14 protein-coding genes are annotated in these 18,628 nt (G+C 64.2%); 4 read left to right on the top strand and 10 right to left on the bottom strand.

The genetic code is table 11. The features are described 5' to 3' along the window. Window positions 1–161: 161 nt before the first annotated feature. From QF036_RS11240 to QF036_RS11195, 10 genes are all read right to left on the bottom strand, one after another. Window positions 162–1,580 carry a mannitol dehydrogenase family protein gene (locus QF036_RS11240; protein ID WP_307101812.1) on the bottom strand — a complete coding sequence of 473 codons (1,419 nt, stop codon included), beginning with the start codon at window positions 1,578–1,580 and terminating at the stop codon, window positions 162–164. Next, window positions 1,577–2,983 (bottom strand): glucuronate isomerase, encoded by a 1,407-nt coding sequence (gene uxaC / locus QF036_RS11235; RefSeq protein ID WP_307101810.1) that lies wholly within the window; start codon window positions 2,981–2,983, stop codon window positions 1,577–1,579. The genes QF036_RS11240 and uxaC overlap by 4 nt, the downstream gene beginning before the upstream one ends. A gap of 86 nt (window positions 2,984–3,069) precedes the next feature. Continuing rightward, window positions 3,070–4,131 (bottom strand): LacI family DNA-binding transcriptional regulator, encoded by a 1,062-nt coding sequence (locus tag QF036_RS11230; protein WP_307101808.1) that lies wholly within the window; start codon window positions 4,129–4,131, stop codon window positions 3,070–3,072. A 133-nt stretch (window positions 4,132–4,264) separates the two neighbouring features. Next, entirely contained in the window at window positions 4,265–5,431 is a 1,167-nt protein-coding gene (locus QF036_RS11225) for a Gfo/Idh/MocA family protein (protein ID WP_307101806.1), read from the bottom strand. A gap of 60 nt (window positions 5,432–5,491) precedes the next feature. Next, complete coding sequence (locus QF036_RS11220) at window positions 5,492–6,352, bottom strand: sugar phosphate isomerase/epimerase family protein (RefSeq protein ID WP_307101805.1); 861 nt, start codon at window positions 6,350–6,352, stop codon at window positions 5,492–5,494. A 68-nt stretch (window positions 6,353–6,420) separates the two neighbouring features. Beyond that, on the bottom strand, window positions 6,421–9,147 hold the full coding sequence (locus tag QF036_RS11215) for an ABC transporter ATP-binding protein/permease (protein ID WP_307101803.1): 2,727 nt from the start codon (window positions 9,145–9,147) through the stop codon (window positions 6,421–6,423). After that, window positions 9,144–10,085: an ABC transporter permease gene (locus tag QF036_RS11210; RefSeq protein ID WP_307101801.1), complete on the bottom strand. Its 942-nt coding sequence runs from the start codon at window positions 10,083–10,085 to the stop codon at window positions 9,144–9,146. The genes QF036_RS11215 and QF036_RS11210 overlap by 4 nt, the downstream gene beginning before the upstream one ends. Before the next feature lie 6 nt (window positions 10,086–10,091). Then, complete coding sequence (locus tag QF036_RS11205) at window positions 10,092–11,615, bottom strand: ABC transporter substrate-binding protein (RefSeq protein ID WP_307101799.1); 1,524 nt, start codon at window positions 11,613–11,615, stop codon at window positions 10,092–10,094. A 211-nt stretch (window positions 11,616–11,826) separates the two neighbouring features. Next, window positions 11,827–12,837, bottom strand: a complete 1,011-nt coding sequence (locus QF036_RS11200) for a Gfo/Idh/MocA family protein (RefSeq protein WP_307101797.1) — start codon at window positions 12,835–12,837, stop codon at window positions 11,827–11,829. After that, the gene (locus tag QF036_RS11195) at window positions 12,834–13,679 is read right to left on the bottom strand and encodes a sugar phosphate isomerase/epimerase family protein (protein ID WP_307101795.1); all 846 of its coding nucleotides are present in this window, start codon (window positions 13,677–13,679) and stop codon (window positions 12,834–12,836) included. Before QF036_RS11195 ends, QF036_RS11200 begins: the two co-directional genes overlap by 4 nt. 240 nt (window positions 13,680–13,919) lie before the next feature. Here QF036_RS11195 and QF036_RS11190 point away from each other — a divergent pair, with 240 nt between their 5' ends. The 4 genes from QF036_RS11190 to QF036_RS11175 all read left to right on the top strand — a co-directional run bounded on the left by QF036_RS11190 (window position 13,920) and on the right by QF036_RS11175 (window position 17,456). Continuing rightward, a complete protein-coding gene (locus tag QF036_RS11190; protein WP_307101793.1) occupies window positions 13,920–14,945 on the top strand; it encodes a LacI family DNA-binding transcriptional regulator in 1,026 nt (341 codons plus the stop codon). A 636-nt stretch (window positions 14,946–15,581) separates the two neighbouring features. Continuing rightward, window positions 15,582–15,779 (top strand): hypothetical protein, encoded by a 198-nt coding sequence (locus QF036_RS11185; protein WP_307101791.1) that lies wholly within the window; start codon window positions 15,582–15,584, stop codon window positions 15,777–15,779. Window positions 15,780–16,537: 758 nt separating this feature from the next. Continuing rightward, on the top strand, window positions 16,538–16,870 hold the full coding sequence (locus tag QF036_RS11180; protein WP_307101789.1) for a DUF2199 domain-containing protein: 333 nt from the start codon (window positions 16,538–16,540) through the stop codon (window positions 16,868–16,870). A 70-nt stretch (window positions 16,871–16,940) separates the two neighbouring features. Then, a complete protein-coding gene (locus QF036_RS11175; RefSeq protein WP_307027465.1) occupies window positions 16,941–17,456 on the top strand; it encodes an OsmC family protein in 516 nt (171 codons plus the stop codon). Window positions 17,457–18,628 lie beyond the last annotated feature (1,172 nt).

The following is an 18,628-nucleotide window of genomic DNA, read 5'->3' as shown; positions in this document are numbered from 1 at the left end:
GGAGGACCGGCGGTGCGCCGGGTTTCTGCTCGTGTTGTAATCCTAGTCACTTGGCAATCAAATGGCAAGCGGTTGCCAAATTTAGTTGAAAGCCACATAAACAAGGCTGCCCGGCTCCTTATGGCAAGAGGAGCCGGGCAGCGGTGCGTGTGCGAAGGTCGCTACCGGGAGCCGGCCGGCTGTCCGAACGTTCCGCACAGGTCTTCAATCAGGTTCACGACGCCGCTGTCGCCAGCCAGGGCCGGGTCCACCAGCTTCAGCAGGGCCTGGATCCGTTCCGCGCCGCTCAGGCGGTTGGCGGCGGCAACGCCGGCGGCCAGCGGATCCTGGACCTCAGCGGCGGCCGCGCTGTAGTCCATCCATGCGGCAATCATCAGTCCCGCGGCTACACCGGACCGGCCTGCGGCGCGCTCGGCCTGCAGCACCGGAACAGCGCGCATCCGCAGTTTGGTGCTGCCGTCCATTGCGATCTGCGCAAGGTGGTGGGCGATCCGGGCGTTGCTGAAGCGTTCCAGCAGGGCGGCCCGGTAGGCCGGGATCTGCAGGTCAGTTCCCGTCAGGTTCGCCTCCGCCTCGTCCCAGAACTTTTCAATGGCCTGCAGGCATAGCGGGTCGGCCAAGGCCTGGGCCACGGTGGAGTGCCCGCGAAGCTGGCCTGCGTAGGCCAACAGCGAGTGGGCGCCGTTCAGGAGCCACAGCTTGCGGTTCTCGTAGGGTTCGATGTCGTCCACGAACACGGCACCGGCGTCTTCCCATCGGGGCCGCCCGGCGGGGAAGTCTCCGCTGAGCACCCAGTTGGAGAAGGGTTCAGCTACTACGGGGGAATTGTCGCGGTAGCCGCAGCCGGCCTCCACGGCGGCAATGTCCGCCTCCGTGGTGCGCGGGGTGATGCGGTCCACGGAGGTGCTGACGAGGCTGATGGTGGCGTTGATCCATTCGGCCAGGCCTTGGTCCCAGGCCCCGGCCATGCCCACCAGGGCGTTGTGCGCCACGGTGCCGTTGTTGGAGAGGTTGTCGCAGCAGACCACGGCGAGGGGTCCGGTGGCGGCGGCCCGGCGGGCGGCGAGGGCCAGCACCAGCCGGCCGAGCGGCGTCGTCGGAGTTCCGCTGCCGGACTCCAGCAGTGCAAGGTCCGCTACGACGTCGGCCGCCGTGCGGTCGAGCTGTCCGTCGGCGCCGAGCCGGTATGCGGCTTCGGTAATGGTGAGGGTGACCACCGCGGTGGCGGGGGCCGCAACCAGGTCTGCCAGCCGCTGCATGTCGGCGCCGTCCAGGGCTTCAACGATGCTGCTGACCACGGTGAAGGAGTCGCCGCTGTCGGCGCGTTCCACCACGGTGTACAGGCCGTCCTGTTCCGCCAGGGCCCGCGCGGCGTCGGGGCGGCGGCCGGTGAAGGCGGCGATGCCCCAGTCCGCGGCGTCGCCGGCCTGGTGGGTGTACCAGGCCTGGTGTGAGCGGTGGAAGGCGCCCAGCCCGAGGTGGACGATGCGGATCGGTGCCTTGGCGGCAGGCCGCAGGCTGCGGTTCAGTTGGGGAAGGTCAACGGCGGATGTGGCCGCGGATTGCAGTTCGGTGCTCACAGTTTGAAGACCCTCCGGGGCGAGCCGTCGACGATGTCGACGATCAGTTCGTGGGCCCGTTCCTCGCTGACGCGGTGCTCCGCGACGAGCCTGGCCAGGAAGGAGGCCTCGATCCGGCGGGAGGCATCGTGGCGGGCGGGGATGGAGCAGAACGCGCGGGTGTCGTCGATGAAGCCGGAGGAGCGGGAGAAGCCGGCGGTTTCGGTGACAGCCGAGCGGAAGCGCAGCATGGCGTCGGGCGCGTCCAGGAACCACCACGGGGCACCAAGGGACACGGATGGGTAGAAGCCTGCCAGTGGTGCGAGTTCGCGGGAGAACACGGTTTCGTCCAGCGTGAAGAGCACCAGGTGGAAGTCCTTGGCGGTGCCGAAGTCCTGCAGTAGCGGGCGGATCGCCTCGGTGTAGTTGATGGCGAACGGGATGTCGTGGCCGGTGTCGGCACCGTAGGCGTTGAACGTTGGTTCGTGGTGGTTGCGGTACGAGCCGGGGTGGATGGTCATGACCAGGCCGTCCTCCACGGACATCCGGGCCATTTGGTACATCATGTGGGCCTCGAAGGCGTCGCGGTCCTGTTCCGTGGCCTGCCCGGCGCGGGCCCGGTCGAAGAGTTTCGCCGCGGCACGGTCGTCGAGCTTGAGCGTTGCGGGGGTGCGGACGCCGTGGTCAGCGGAGACCGCGCCGTGTTCCAGGAAGACATGGCGCCGGTTTTGCAGGGCCGTGATGTAGCCGGCATAGCCGGTGGCGCCGTCGCCCGCTGCCGCGATGAGCCGGTCCACGTTCGCGGACCACATGGGGTGAGCGATGTTCAGGTACTGGTCCGGGCGGAACGTGGGAAGGACGCGGCCATGGAATGTGGGATCCTGGGCGATCGCCTTGTGGCTGGCGAGGCTGTCCAGGGGGTCGTCGGTGGTGGCCAGCACCTCGATGTTGAAGTCCTTGAAGAGCTGGCGGGGCCGGAAGCCGGGTTCCCGCAGCCGGGCGGAAATCGCGTCGTAGCTGGCGTCCGCGGTCTGTGCGCTGATCTCTTGCTGGAGGCCGAAGACGCTGTCGAACTGGGTGCGGAGCCAGTAGCCGGAGGCAGTGCCTTCGAACAGCGGCCACGCCTTGCAGAACTCGTGCCAGACGGCGCGGGAATCGGGCTCAGAGGCCTTTGAGCCGCGCACCCGCTCCAACGGAACACCGCTGGCGTGGATCAGCCGGGTGACGTAGTGGTCCGGACTGACCAGCAGCGCTGCCGCGTCCGGGAAGGGGCTGTTGTGTTCGATGACTGCGGCGTCAACGTGCCCATGCGGGGAAATGATGGGGAGGTCCTGGACGCGCTGGAGCAGGTCCCGCGCAATGCTGCGCGTTCCGGGATCAGCGGGCAGGAGCCGGTCTGGGTTGGCTGCAATGGACTGTGACATAGCTCAATGGTCGTGCTTTTGCAGCATGTTTGTCAACCGGTTGCCATTTATTGCCACAACCGCCCCGTTTGGGCCTGCACCCCGAGCTAGCCTGCGGGCAGCAGCCGTCCGCTGGAGCCGCGCAGCACCAGCTCCGTTTCCACGCGCAAAGTGCCGGCAGGCTCGCCCATGCCGTGAAGGAGGTCAAGCAACAGCCTGGCAGCGCCTGCGCCGCACTCCCCCAGCGGGGAGCGCACGGTGGTCAGCGGCGGTGTGGTGAAGTCCGCCCCGAAGATGTCGTCGAAGCCCACGATGCTGATCTGATCCGGCACCACGATGCCCGCGGCCTGGAGTTCCTGCATGAGTCCGATGGCAAGGAGATCGTTGTAGGTCAGCACGGCCGTGACGCCGCTGGCGCGGACATCGCGCGCGACCTGCCTGCCGCCGTCAACCGTGGGTTTGCTGGAATCCAGCCTCACGGCCTCCAGCCGTGACCATTCACAGGCTGCCCGCACGCCTTCCCAGCGACGGGCGGACATCCAGGACTGCGGCGGCCCGGCAACAAAGGCAACCTTGGTGTGCCCGTTGGCGGCGAGGCTGCGCACGGCCTCGCTGATGCCCTTGTTTACATCCGGGACCACGCAGGGCACGCCCTCGACCTCGCGGTTGATGACCACCACCGGTTTGTCGCGGGCAAGTGCGCGGATGCTGTCGTCGTCCGTGCGGGGGCTTGCGAGGATGAGGCCGTCCACGGTAGCCATCAGCCGGCGGGCCGCGGTCAGTTCGGTGCTGGCTGACTCAGCGGACTCGGCCAGCACGAGTGTGTAGTCCCGGAGCGTGGCCGTGGTCTCTGCCCCGCGGATGATGTCGAAGAAGGTGGGGTTGGTGATATCGGCGACGATCAGCCCGAAGGTGTTGGTCCGTCCGGTGGGCAGGGCCCGCGCGAAGGGGTTGACCTGGTAGTTGAGCTCGGCGGCGGCATCCTCAACGAGCTTCTGCGTCCTGGCGCTGACTCTGCCGGGTTTGCTGAGGGCCCGTGACACGGTGGAAGGGTTCACGCCGGCAACCTTGGCAATGTCATAGATGGTGGCGTTGGATTTCCCGTCCCGGGCATGCTTATTGGCCCGGCCCGTTGCTGCGGGCGCGTCCGGCTTCTTGGGTTCAGTCACCGCCCCATCCTAACGACGAAACACATGGGCCAGGCCGCAGTTACTGCCGTTTTGGAGGTTCAAAACGGCAGCAACTGCCACTCTGTTGGGTGGGCTGGCGCTGCCCACCGCTATGGCCAGCGGTTGCCAGAGCCTAAGCGCGCTGGGGGAACTTGCCTTCCTCGGCGATCCGTTTGTTGAGCTCGGCGAGGAATTCGTCCTCGTCGAAGTCCAGGCCTACTTCCCTGCCGGTCCAGCTGGAGAGGTGGATGGCGTTGGCCAGGCGGACGCCGTTGATGCCGTCGGACCCCGGGGCCAGCAGCGGGGTGCCGTCCAGGATGTTGGCGGCGAAGTTCTCCAGGACGCCGGAGTGCTGGGCGCCCCAGGCGGACTCGAACTCCACTACTTCGGTGCTGTAGTACTCCTCGGGGTTCAGCTCGCCCATGAAGAGCTTGCGGACATCGTCCATGTCCATGCCGTCGCTGAGTTCGCGCTCAGGCTTGGCCAGGCGGGTCACGGTGGCAGTCTTGGAGCCTTCGACGACGATCTTGCCCTGGTCACCCAGGATCTCGAAGCGGTCCGTACCCGTCAGGTCGTGGGTAGCGGTGACGAAAACGCCGGTAGCACCGTCGCCGTAGTCCACCACCGCCGTGACTTCATCTTCGACGGCGATGTCACGGCGGAAGCCGTAGGCCACCTTCGCGTAGACAGACTTCGGCACGCCACAGATCCACTGCCAAAGGTCCAGCTGGTGTGGTGCCTGGTTGACCAGGACACCGCCGCCCTCGCCGCCCCAGGTGGCCCGCCATGCGCTGGAGTTGTAGTAGCCCTGCGGCCGCCACCAGTTCGTGATGATCCAGTTGGTGCGGCGGATGGCGCCAATCTCGCCGTTCTCGACGATCTCCTTGAGCTTCTGGTACAGCGGATTGTTGCGCTGGTTGAACATGATCGCGAAAGACAGCTCAGGCTTGCTGGCGGCAAACTCGTTGAGTTCCTTGACCTGCTTGGTGTAGACGCCGGCCGGTTTCTCGACGAGCGCGTGAATGTTGCGCTTGAGCGTTTCGATGCCCATCTCGGGGTGCAGGAAGTGCGGGACGCACGTGACTACGGCGTCGACGTCGCCGCTTTCCAGCATCGAGATGTAGTCCTCGTAGAAGGGTGCGTCAGGGTACTGGGAAGTCGCGAGTTCCTTCTTGGCGGGGTCGGTGTCGCAGATGGCACCGATTTCCATGCTGGGAACCAGTCCGTCCGTGATGAATTTGGCGTAGGCGCCGCCCTGCTGGCCCAGGCCGATGATGCCCAGGCGTACTTTCTTACTCACAGTTTGTTTTCCTTTTTCGTTGGTTGAGCTTGCCGAAACCCGGATGGTCGGGATCCAGAGTTAGAAAAGGTCGGTGTGGCCCATGGCCACCAGGTTGTCGTGCGAGGTCTGCAGCGCATCCCAGACGGTGCGGCCGTACAGCTGGTCCTGCTCGACGAGCATGTACTGGGCGCCGGCGGCCTGCGCGGCCGGGATGATGGCCGGGAAGTCCAAATTGCCTTCGCCCACTTCGGCGAACTGGACCACGTCCTTGAACTCGGCCATGAAGCCCGCGACGTCCCCGGATTCCAGGAGGCCGAAGGCCGATTGGGGCAGCTCGCCGATGCGGTAGTCCTTCAGGTGCACCATGGCGGTGCGTCCGGCGTACTTCGCCAGGGTCCGGACGGGGTCAAGTCCGCCACGCTGCACCCAGTGGACGTCGATTTCCATCCCCATGGCCGGGGAGTTCTCCGCGATGATGTCCAGCATGTATTTGCCGTCGAACTTCGCGAACTCGATGTGGTGGTTGTGGTAGTACAGGCCGATGCCGTGCTCCTGCAGGCGCTCGGCGTACCCGTTGGCTTCTTTGGCGAAGTCGACGACGGCGTCGATTGACTTCATGGCCGGGAAGGGAAGCATCCCGATCCGCAGGAGCCTGGTGTCAAGGCGTTTCGCGTCGTCAACTATCTTGTCGAAATGGCCCTTTAGCGAATCGCCGGGCATGCCCCTGGGAGTTTCCATAGCGACCGACAACGCCGCAATGTCCATGCCCAGCTCACTGCGGGACCGGTCCAGTTCGGCGACGTTCTCCGCTGTCATCGGGATCTGGGAGATCTCGACGGCGTTGTAGCCGATCGCGCTGACCTTCCGGAGCGTTTCGAACGCCCCGAGTTCGTTAAAGCTCTCTTTGAGCATCATCGCTTGTACGCCAATGGTGGCCACTTTTTCCTCCGTATTGTGTTCCGGGCCCGGTCAGGGCCGCTTTGCCGGTCTGGTTGGTTCGCGTGCTGCTAGGCGACCGCGCCGGCCTGTTCGTGCTGATGCCGCTGGCTTTCCAGCAGCCGGTGACGATCGGCCCGGCGCCGTTCCTGCCGGTCCGGATCGGGTACCGGAGAGGCCAGCAGGAGCCGCTGGGTGTAGGGGTGCTCAGGGTCGCGGGTTACTACCGCGGCCGGTCCTTGCTCGACGATTTCGCCGTGGTACATGACGGCCACGCGGTGGCTGATGTGCCGCACGACGTCCAGGTCGTGGGAGACGAAGAGGTAGGAAACGCCGGTGTCCTTCTGGATCTGCAGGAACAGGTCAAGGACACGCGCCTGCGTGGACAGGTCCAGAGCGCTGACGGGTTCGTCGCAGACGATCAGTTTCGGTGAAAGCGCGAGTGCCCGGGCAATGGCGACGCGCTGGCGCTGACCGCCGCTGAACTCCCTTGGCAGGCGGTGGATGGCGTCCGAGGGCAGCCCCACCTGGTCAAGCAGTTCCTTGACGCGCTTCCTGGCCGCTGTCTGCCCCAGGCCCTGCACGCCGAGGGGTTCGGCGAGGATGGCGCCGATCTCCAGGGCCGGGTTCAGGGAGGTGTACGGGTCTTGGAAGACCACTTGGAGGTCCCGGCTCAGGGTCCGCCGCTGCTTGCGGGTGGCGTGGCTGATGTCCCGGCCTTCGAACGTGATCCTTCCGGCCGTCACGGGGGCCAGGCCCAAGACGGCACGGCCCAGGGTCGTCTTTCCCGAACCGGACTCCCCCACCAGGCCAAGGGTCTCGCCCTGGCCGATGGAGATGTTGATGTCCGTGAGTGCCCGGAACGGCTTGGCCCGGAACTTCTTGCTGGGGTACTCGACCACCAGGTTCTCTACTGTCATGAGCGGGACGCTTGCCGTGGTGCTCATGCGGCCGGCTCCTTCTGGCTGGATACAAGCAAGGACATGGGGGTTTTGCCTTCGAGCATGGGACGCCAGCAGGGTCCGGGTGTACTGCTCTTTGGGATTGCGGAGGATGTCGCGGACGGATCCTTCCTCGACCAGGCGGCCGTTCTGCATGACAGCCACGCGGTCGCAGAGGTCTGCCACCACGCCGAAGTTGTGGGTCACCAGGATGACGCCGATGTTCAGCCGCTGCTGGAGCTCGCGCAGGAGGTCGAGCACGTCGGCCTGCACGGTGACGTCCAGAGCCGTGGTGGGCTCATCGGCGATCACCAGGTCCGGTTCGCAGCTGATGGCACCGGCGATCAGCACACGCTGGGCCATGCCCCCGGAGACTTCGTGGGGGTAGGCGCTGAAGGTCCGTTCGGGGTTGGCGATTCCGACGTCGGCCAGGAGTTTCAGCGCGCGCTTGCGGGCTTCTTCCTTGGGGATTCCGAGGACGCGCACCATCGGCGTCACGAGCTGGTAACCGATGGTGAAAGCGGGGTCCAGGTTGCTCATGGGTTCCTGCGGAATGTAGGAGATCCTCTTGCCGCGCAGCCTGGACAGCCGTGCCTGGTCGACCCGGTCCTCACCCGGGGCGACGGTGTAGGTGCCGTCAAACTGGATGGAACCGGCCACAATGCGGGCGTTATCGGGAAGCAAACCCAGGATGGAGAACGCCGTCTGGGACTTGCCTGAACCGGATTCACCCACGATGCCGAGGATCTCGCCGCGGTCCACGTGGAAGGAAACATCGTCCACCACCTTTTTGACGGACCCGTCGGCCTGCGGGTATCCGACGCCGAGGTTGGTCACTTTCACGAGGTGGTGCTCCGTGCCAAGCTCGACGGCGGCCACGGACTTGCGCTGCTGGCCCGCCCTGGCGGGTGCCGCCGTCGTGCCTTTCACCAGTGCGACCATCTTGCGGTGCTTGATCTTTTCGCCGTCCTCCAGGGCGTCGCGGATGGCGTTGCCCAGCAGGACCAGCCCACCGATGGTCAACGCCATGGCGAGTGCCGGCCAGAAGAGCAGGGTCGGGTTGAGGTAGACGTTCTTGAAGCCCTCTGAGAGCATGACGCCCCAGGTTGACTTGGTGGGATCGCCCAGGCCCAGGAATTCCAGCCCGGACTGGATGGCGATGGCTACGCCGGCAATGGCCGCCGTCTGGATGATGATGGGTGCCCGGACCACGGAGAAGATGTGGCGGGCGATGATGCTCAGATCCGAAAGCCCGGAAACCCTGGCAGCGTCAACGTACAGTTCGTTGCGCACAGACTGGACGGCGGTGCGGGTCAACCGGAAATAGGACGGGCTGATGAGAATGCCGAACGCGATCATGGAAATCCATACCGAGGGGCCGAAGGCGGCCCGGATCGTCAGCAGCACAATCAAGCCCGGCAGGCTCATGAGGATGCTGACCATCCAGTTGGAAACTGCCTCAAACTTGCCGGCGTAATAGCCGGCGATCAGGCCTGCCGGCAGCCCGATGGCAATGGCGACGCCGGCACAGAGCAAGGCGGAAAGCAGCGTCAGCTGCGCGCCGAACAGCAAGCGGCTCCAGACATCGCGCCCCGCGCTGTCCGTTCCCAAAATGTTCACCGAGTCCGGGGCGGCCAGCGTCTTGGCGATGTTGGAATAGTTCTCCTGGAAGGGTGCCAGGACCGGAGCCAGGATCGCCAGCAGCGAGATCGCCAGCAAGATGGCCATGGCAATGATGCCCAAAGGGTTCCTGAGCAGGCGCCGGATCGCTGTGGAGCGGACCACGGTGCCGCTCTGCCCGGCATGAAGGGAGGGCCCAGGTGCGGCAACTGCCGCGGTTTCTACAGAGTCACTCATGACACACGTACCTTCGGGTTGAGCCAGCCATTGAAAATGTCCACCAGCAGGTTCACCACGATGACGACGACCACCGTGTACATCACGACGCCCATCACCACCGGGAGATCCGACTGGCCGGTGGCGGCGACCGCCAAAGGACCCATGCCCGGCAGAGCAAAGATCTGCTCGATGATGACCACACCGCCAAGCATGCCGATCAGCTGCAGACTGAGCACCGTCAGGCCGGCCGGGGCAGCACTGCGCAGCACATGCCTGAACAGGATCTCCCGCTCGCCGATGCCGCGGCTGCGCAGGGTGCGGACGTAGTCCCGCTCGAGCTGTTTGATAACGGCACTGCGGATCTGTTGTGCGCCTCCTGTGACGCCGTTGACCAGCAGCGCTATCACTGGAAGGGACATGGAATAGACCCACGCCTCGGGCCCGGCTTCAGGGGAAATGGTGCTGGTCGCCGGGAAAAGGCCCAGCTGGATGGCCAGGAGCGTGACCAGGATGACGCCGATCACAAACCCCGGAATGGAGTCACCGATGATGGCACCAACCTGGACCACCCTGTCCACCCAGCCGCGCTTGACGGCCGCGACTACGCCAATGAGTGCGGCACAGACTGCGATCAGGATCATTGCGGCGAAGACCATGGTCATGGTCACCGGAATCCGGGTGGCCAGCGAGTTGGCCACCGGCTCGGACGTGAACCACGAGGCACCAAGGTTTCCGCTCAGCGCATCGGCTACCCAGGAGAAGTAGCGGACCACCAGCGGCTGGTCCAGCCCCAGCTCGTGTTCTTTCAGCGCCACCTGTTCGGCAGTGGCCTGGTCGCCAAGGATGTTCCTGGCGATGCTCCCGCTGGAAACGTACAGCAGGAAGAACGTGAGGGCCGAGACAACGAACAGCACCACCAGCCCGCTGCCGAGCCTTTTCGCAATGAACCTGATCATGGTGTCCTACTTGGCCGGGGAGTAGTTGTAGATGGACGGAACTGCCTGCTGGATCTGCGGAGTCACGTTCACCTTGGAGTTGTGGTAATACATCTGGTTGACCCGGAACAGCGGAGCGAACCACGCCTGTTCAACGACGTACCTGTTCACTTCCTGCGCCAGTTTGCCTGCATCGGCGCCGCCGTTGCGCACGGCCGCGATCTTGGCCTCCAGCTCCGGCGTCGCGTTCTTGAAGGGGTTGTAGAGCGCCTTGGTGGAGACGATCTGGTCGATGGCGACTGTGGGCTGGCCCTGGAAGAGCGAGAAGAAAATGGTGGTGAACTTCTGCGCCGCAATATCGGCCGTATACGTGTTGGTCAGCGCCGCGCCGACCTTCAAGGTGATACCGACGTCTGCCAACTGCTGCGTGATGACGGAAATCTGGGTTTCGAACCCGGGCACGCTCGGGATCTCCAGGGTGACGCCCTTTTCAAAGCCTGCTTCCTTCAGAAGCTGCCTGGCCTTGGCCGGATCGTAGGTGTAATAGTTTTCCAGCTCTTCGGTCCAGGCGCCGCTGGCCTTGCCGAACGGCTGCGACGTCGGGGTGCCCTGCCCCAGCATGACCTGGTCCAGGATAGTCTTGCGGTCAAAGGCATAGTTGATGGCCTGGCGGACCTTGACGTTGGCCAGCGCCGGGTTCTTGGCCCCTTCACGGTCCAAAAGGAGCAGCCCCTGCCAGTCAACCTCGTTGGCAGCCAGTTTCATTTTGGCGCCCTCGGCCTGCTTGCCGTTCTTCGGATCCAGGATGGTGGCGTCCACCTGCCCTGAGACCAGGGCGTTGGTGCGGGCGGTCAGGTCGGTCAGGACCTTGAACGTCAGTTTCTGGTACTTCTGCAGGTCCTTGTTCCAGTAATCCTTGCGGGCACTGAAAACCGTCTGTGAGTCCTTGACCGACGCCGCCTTGTCCATGACATAAGGGCCGGAGCCGACCGGTTCGGTCTTGATGCCTTCGGTGCCCAGCGCTTTGGGGCTGCCCATCAGGCCGGCGGCCTGGCTCAGAAAGTATTCCAGCGCCGGGTCCGGAGCCGTGAGGTTGACGTCGATGGTGTCGGCGTCCACCACCGTCACGTCCCTGACCGAAGCGAGCTGCGCCATCTGCGGGCCGTTGGCCTTTTTGAAGTGGTCCATGTTGGCCTTGGCAGCCTCGGCGTCGAACTTGGCGCCGTCACTGAAGGTCACATCCGTGCGCAGGTCCAGGGTGAGCTTGGTGTTGCCGGCGTTGTACTTCCACGCCGTGGCCAGCATCGGGCTGAGTGTGCCGTCAGGCTCGCGCAGGATCAGCGTGTCATACACCGCCTGGTACGGCTGCAGAACATGGCCCACGTGCGCCTGGGCCGGGTCCCATGAACGTACGTCCTGGACAGTGCCGAGGCTCAGTGACGTGGCAGCGCCGGCGGCCGAACCGGAGTTGGCAGCACCGCCGCAACCGGTCAAAGCGAGGGATGCGCTGAGGACAAGGGCGGCTGCTGCCGCTTTGGGACCTAACTTCATTGTTGGCTCCTGAATCTGTGGAACGTGAGACTTGCAGACGAACGGGTGTGGCGTGGACCACACCGGCCTGTGACATTCACAGTACTGACTGTTGCCGCGTTTGGCAACCGATTGTCATAAGGGTTGCAACAATTTCGCTTGACGGGATGTGGCAGGCAGGATGGGCCTCCCGGGTCAGTGCACAGCGGTATCCGGTTGCTGTACGAAGGGGTCAGGAGACCGTGTGGGTGGACTCGGGATAGCTTTGCCGGTAGATGTCCTTGATGATGCGCAGCGATTTTTCGGCTTCGGCGGGGCTGATCCAAAACGGCTTGGCGTCGTCCAGGCGGGCGTAGAAGTCGCTGATCAGCAGTTCGTGGGAGACGCCCCAGTAGGACCGGCCGCCGGAGCCGCTCGTGCGCTCCGGAACGATGTCCACGCGTCCGTCCTCGTGTGTCACTGTGAGGTCGCCCTTCAGGCTCAGGACGGCCTTCTCGGTGACCACGTCGAGTGTCACCGGGGCGTTGAAGGGATTGGCGAGGGTGGCATAGAACGCGCTCCGGATGCCGCCGGAGTGTTCTGCCACGAACTCCGCGGTGTCTTCCACTTCGATGGTGTCGTCCAGGAAGCGGGTGGACGCGTTGCCGGTGACCGCGATGACGTCGCCGACCAGCCACTGGAGCAGGTCGACGGTGTGGATGGCCTGGTTCATCAACAGGCCTCCCCCGCCGCCGGACCAGGTCCCGCGCCACGGCCGGCTTTGGTAGTACTCGGCGGAGCGTTGCCACATCACTGTTGCCGACGCCCCCGTCACGGCCCCCAGTTCACCCGAGGACAGCAGGGCGTGCATGGCCTGCGAGGTTGCGTTGTAACGGTTCTGGAAGCACACCGCGATTTTCGCCCGGCCGGCCGAGGCTGCTTCGACCAGGCGCTGACCTGCCGCAAGGGTGTGGGCTAGCGGCTTCTCCACGATGACGTTGACGCCGCGCTCCAGGCAGTCGATGGCCACCGCCGCGTGCCGGTCATGCGGAGTGCAGATGTGGACCACGTCAGGCCTGACGGCCTCGATGAGGGTCAGGTAGTCGGCGTAGCCGGGGACGCTCCAATTGGCCATCGCGCAGGCCAGCCGCTGCGGGTCCGTGTCGCAGACCGCAACGAGCGAGGCGCCGTCCAGCTTTGCCACCGCTTCGAAGTGCACGGTGGAAACATCCCCGCAGCCGATGACAGCCACCGTCGTCGTCAAGAGAGTTCAACCCCGTTTTTCGCGGCCAGCGTTGCGAAGGCGCGGGCTGCGGTGCCGAAGGCCGCCGGCCCAGAGAAGCCGCCGAGCTCGTGGGCGCTGGCCAGGTGGGGCTCCAGTGAGGCGAAGCCCGTGAAGCCGTCCGCTTTCAGGGCGGCGATGGTGGCGTCAAGTTCGCCGTCGCCCTCGCCGGCGGGCACCACCTCCCCGGTGGCGGCGAGTGCGTCCTTGACCTGGAAGTACTCAAGGTAGGGGCGCAGCATGGCGTAACCCTCGGTGTAGGGCTTGATGCCCACCTGGACGAAGTTCGCGTTGTCCCAGGCGATCCGCAGCGCCGGGGAGTCCACGGTCTTCATGATGTCCAGGACACGCTCGGGGGTGTCGCCGTAGATGCCCTTTTCGTTCTCATGCAAAAGCACGACGCCGGCCTCCGACGCGAGCCCCGCAAGGGCGCCCATACGCACCATGACGTCCTCGCGGATGTCTTCGGAGCTCCGGCCTTCGGCCCGGAAGTAAGAGAAGACGCGGATGTACTCGGTGTCCAGGCCCTTGGCTACGGAGATGATCTGGCGGAGCCGGTCCAGCTCGTGTTCCACCGGCAGGCTCACGTCGACCTTGCCGATGGGGCTGGCCACGGCCGAGACTTTCAGGCCCTTTTCATCGAGGACTTGCTTGAGCGCGGCAACCTGCTGCGGTTCCAGCTCGGAGACGTTGGTGCCCCAGGCGCTGCGCACCTCGATGTGGCGTGCGCCCAGCGCCAGCAATACCGCGGCCTGCACCGTGGGGTCCGGATCTATCTCATCGCCGAAGCCTGACAGCGGCCAGACTGTTGTTGTTTTGCTCACGCGTATCTCCCGGGTTTCTCGGCCGCCGCGCGGGCAGCTCGCATTCCGGCTCCTGTGCGGTGAGGCAGTTCACAGACGATGTCCACCCCAGCTTACCCAGAGCTGTCCTAAAATAACAACCGGTTGCCAAGGCGTTGTCAGCTATGGCACTCTTGGCTAACCAGCTCTGTGGCGGCAGTCACCGGAGAGCCGAATCGACCGGCCGGAACGGCCCGGCCACCACGTTCAGAGAGGAGCGCCGTGGCTACGACGCAACCAGCAGCAGTGGACCGCCCGCCCACCATCCACGACATCGCCGCGCTCTGCGGCGTGGCGGCCTCCACCGTTTCCCGGGCGCTCTCCACCCCCGAGCGCGTCAATATCCGGACGCGCCAGCGGATCGAGGCGGCCGCAACGCAACTGAACTACATCCCCAACAGCCAGGCCAAGGCCCTGAGCTCCGGGCGGACCGGTGCCGTGGGAGTGCTGGTACCCGACATCACCAACCCTTTCTACTTCGACCTCATCCGGGGCACCCAGCTCCAGCTCAAGGCCGCAGGATACACGCAGTTGCTGGTGGATACGGAGGAATCCGACGAAGTCGAAGCCAGCACCATGGAGCAGCTGCGCAAGAGCGCGGACGGAATCGTGGTGGCCGCCTCCCGGCTGAGCGACGAGGCCCTGCTTGCCGCTGCAGCGAAGATGCCGATGGTCACGGTCAACCGCGACGTCCCCGGGGTCCCTGCAGTCCTCATCGACACCCCGTCCGCCACCACCCAGGCCCTCGACCACCTCATCTCGCTGGGCCACACCGACATCGGCTACATCGCCGGGCCGCTCACCTCGCAGTCCAGCACCCGCCGCTGGACTACCCTGGCGGAGGCAGCCAAGGAGCGCGGGGTGCAAGTGCGCACGCTCGGACCGTTCGCACCCAAGACACAGTCCGGCGCAGCAGCCGCCGACGCCGCCGTACACAGCGGAGTGACCGCCTGCATCGTGTTCAACGACCTCATAGCCATCGGCATGCTCCAGCGCCTGCGCGAACGCGGCATCCGTGTGCCGGAGGACATGAGCATTGTGGGCTGCGACGACATTTTCGGGGCTGACTTCTGCAACCCGCCGCTCTCAACCATGGCATCACCCATCGAGCAGGCAGGCCGCGTAGCGGTGTCCATGCTGCTGGCGCAGCTCAGCCCTGTGACCGGCAGCTTTACACGTAGCCGCTCCGTGATGCCCACCCACCTCACGGTCCGGGGCTCCACGGGACCAGCGCCGGGAATGCACTAGGGACTCTGTCCGCATCACTCACCTAGGAAGCGTGGGTCTTCGCCCCGTTTCTATCAGGACGCCGAGTCGGAATGCCTTGCACTTCTGGCGTGTGCGAGGACTCTTCGACCATTACCAGATTCAAGTACACCCTAACCTGACGTCAGGCCGCTATCTGAAAAGCGTCAGATTGGGGGTTCCTATTCCTTTATTGCTGACGCACCCTTGCGAAGGTCCTAGATCTCAACCTGGCGCTGATGGCTTGTTCCCGGCAGCCAGGCGACGGCGGCAGTGACGTCGGGTTTGTTTCACTGAGGCCATGTCGGGTGCATCACCGTTCCGTCATGTGGTCATCCAGCAGCTTGGCCATGAAGGATTATGAAAGACCAGCCAAGCCGATACCTCACTTCCGGACGTCGCGCCAAAAAACCTCCACCGCATCATGCAGTAGACGCCGAAGGTAACTATGAACAGGTAACGACCCGAAAAGCCAAAGTGCAAGGAAGAAAGGCGGCGTGAGTTTCATGGGCCACATGCAGGGCGATGCCGGCTCCCAGTCGGCCGTGGTGACCCGCGTAGAGCACCTGCGGGAGTCGGCGGAATTGATTCCCGAACAACAACTTGGCACAAGTCATGCCGCACTCCCCAGGACCGACCATGAAGAAGCAAAACATCCGCCACGAACCGGGATGGAGAAACCTGGTGAAAACCCAACGGCCAAGAAAAGAAACCCGACCAGAAATTTTCTCAGGTCATGTTGCCCCAGCCAGCCACACCCATGAACAGGTAACAAGCACCAAGACCGCCAACCAGAGAACGAAGGAGGCAACCATCCACAGCACCGGCCACCAATGAAAAAGGCCCCCGAAGGGGCCCTTCACAACACAAATTGTCCACATTCAGAGGCTCAAAAGCCTCTGAACAGGTAAAACACGTGCCCGAGATGGGACTCGAACCAGCCGCTCCCCCTGAAAATCCGCCACTTTCCCGAAAACATCTTCAATCCGGCCCGGTCCGACGCCGGTACAACCGAATCCAAAGCCCCGGGTGTGGACACTGTCCACACCCTCTTTTTGACGGTTTTGCTCCGCCCACCCAGCGGAGTGCGGCACCCCTTGGCGCGGTGGGGAATCCTTCTCCACCCCTCGCCGTCGTTACGCCTGGAGTCAGCACATACCCAGGTTCAGCCTGAATCGGGCGCACGACCTCAGGCGGGCATTTCTGTCCGGAGCAAGCCAAGGGCTGCGGGTCAGTGAACGACATGGCGCTGCGACCTCCTTCGAACATCCCATGGGCGAGACAAGCCGAAAGGGTATGACCCGAACCAATCCCCGCAGAGGGCATCGGACGGCCTCAAAGCCCAGCCCGTTCCAACTAGACACAATCCCCATTGTCGGCGTTCCGGTCCGCGTAGACTCAGCCGGAGAGGACAATAAACGGGAGACGGATAATCTCTGCGAAAAAGCACACGCGCGAAATGTGTGGACGGAAGACGGCGGCCCCACGACAGGGACGTGCGCTTCCGCTTCCCGGATCCGGTCCTTAAAACCCCCGAGCAGCACCGTGCCGAAGACAGCTGGTAGAGCGACCCGGACCCCAACAAGGCGACGCTCATGCAATTTCCTGACATCAGCCCATTCGTCCGCGCCCTGCTGCCAGTCAAACTCAAAGGCGGTCACGAATTCCGCTTTGGGGTCTGGATCGCCATCCGTCCTGACGACCTCCAGCACGCGTACCGCGTCTGGAACGCGCCCGAGTATAGCGACCTGAAACTCGCTGGGCATCTGGCCAACAAGGTCCAACCCTGGGGCCTTCTCGGCGCCCCGGTGAATCTCACCGTGCTGAACCCGGGCCATACACCTTATTGTGCGAGCAGCCCGCACGAGGACATGAACGACGTTGTTACCAAAGTATGGCCCCATGAGATTCTCGCTTCGCTGCCATGAGACACCCACCCTGACTCGTAGAGGTGTATTCTTGCCCGATTCGGTCCGCGGCGGAAAGGGAGTGCCAGATATGTCGCAATCGGAAGTAGCCCAAGCCATCAGCAGGTCCCGGCAGTACTTGAACGAAAGCCCGGAGAAGGCCCGCTCCCGCGACTCAACGGCCACTGCCGTGCTGGAAGATGGGCTCCGGGTCCGTGTTGACGGCCCCCACGGCTGGTCCTTGGTGACGGACATGGGGCCAGGAGTTGGCGGGAAGGGTTCGGCGCCTACTCCTGGATGGATGCTGCGCTCGGCAAGCGCCGCCTGCTTGGTCTCGCTCATCGCCATGCGTGCCGCCGAAAAGGGAGTGAGCCTAAACCTGCTCGAAGTTGATGTTGACAGTGAATCTGATGACCGCGGTCTGCTGGGAATCGGTAAGGACACTCCTGCAGGACCCCTCGCACTGCGCACAGTGGTCCGCATAGCAGCCAAAGACACCGAAGAGGCCGCTCTCCGCGACATCGTTCGATGGGCAGACGAGCATTCCCCCGTTGACGATGCAGTCCGCCGCGCTGTCCCAGTGGAGCTGACCGTTGTGATCGGCTGAGGCGAGAACGACTGATTAGGAAGCAGCATCCAGACGCATTCAACCGTAAGACGTTTGCAGCATCCTCGCAGCGACCGCTGCCTACCCTCTGGCTATCCGAAGCCGATCCTTAAAGGCCATGACTGGCAACAGCCTTTCGCATTGCTCGTAAATGCGGCGCTTCTTCCCGTGCGATCTAGCGAACCAGGCGTCGGTCGATCTTGTGGAAGGCTCCGAGCAGATGCACAGCGAAAGCCCTGCGGGCGGTGTCCCCGGTCTGCCGGGTTCCTTCCCGCCCGCCCGTAGGACGGCGGTGCGCTTTTCCCGGCTCAGCGTGCCGTACTGGGCTGAGGAGTCTTGCAGGTTGAGCTGGCCATCACGTCCATCGTGTCGTGGCGGTCCTTCTAGTCCTGGCGCACCACAGCGGACCGGTTCTCTTCGAGCACATAACCGCAGAGCACGCTGAAGTCTGCCCGGTACAAGCAGGTGCACCGGGAGACCGGGTCACCCCCCTCAGGCGGGGTGGTGATGCAGAGCACGCTCGCGCTGTGCTGACGCTGTGCTTGATGCGGTGCGTGTGACGTAAGGCTGAACATCCGTGTTCAGTACGTGAAGTCAGATGCGGAAGGGGTTGATCCCTGCCCTGCTCGCGGCTGCTGACGGACGGGAAGAGCATCGATTTTGACCAGGGCGCGATGCACGGCGACGAGAATCATGATGTACCCAGCTACCGCAAGGAGTAACCCAACGGCAGCGATGATCAGACCAATTACCAGTCCCCCGCGATTTACGTTCCCGGTATACAAGGCAGCGACGTTTGGGGCGGCGATAACTGCCCCCAGTGAGCCGAGGACAGAGCCACCAATGGCCATCAGAACTCCTGCCTTAAAGATCCCCGCTGAACGCTCGAACCGCATCATTCCCCCATTAGATATTCGTGACTAGAGACAGACTAGAGCTGGCATTCAAACCGTCTTGGAACGCTTGGAAGTCACAATTCCCAGAACCGGGAATGGGCTGACGGCATGTACACCGCGTGGATACGCCACAACTGAGGGGACTGCCCGGTAGGCGCAGGCTCGCTGCAGGTTGACAGGATCCCCATCACAGGCGTTATAAGCCCCCCGGAAAGCGGTGGGAGTCGGCCCATTACTGGCCGGACTGCTCGCGAATCTCGGAGGACTATGGCCGGG

The sequence above is a fragment of the Arthrobacter globiformis genome (assembly GCF_030817195.1).
GTDB classification, from domain to species: domain Bacteria; phylum Actinomycetota; class Actinomycetes; order Actinomycetales; family Micrococcaceae; genus Arthrobacter; species Arthrobacter globiformis_D.
The sequence above is the reverse complement of the archived record's forward strand: the minus strand, read 5'-3'. Positions and strand labels throughout refer to the sequence as shown.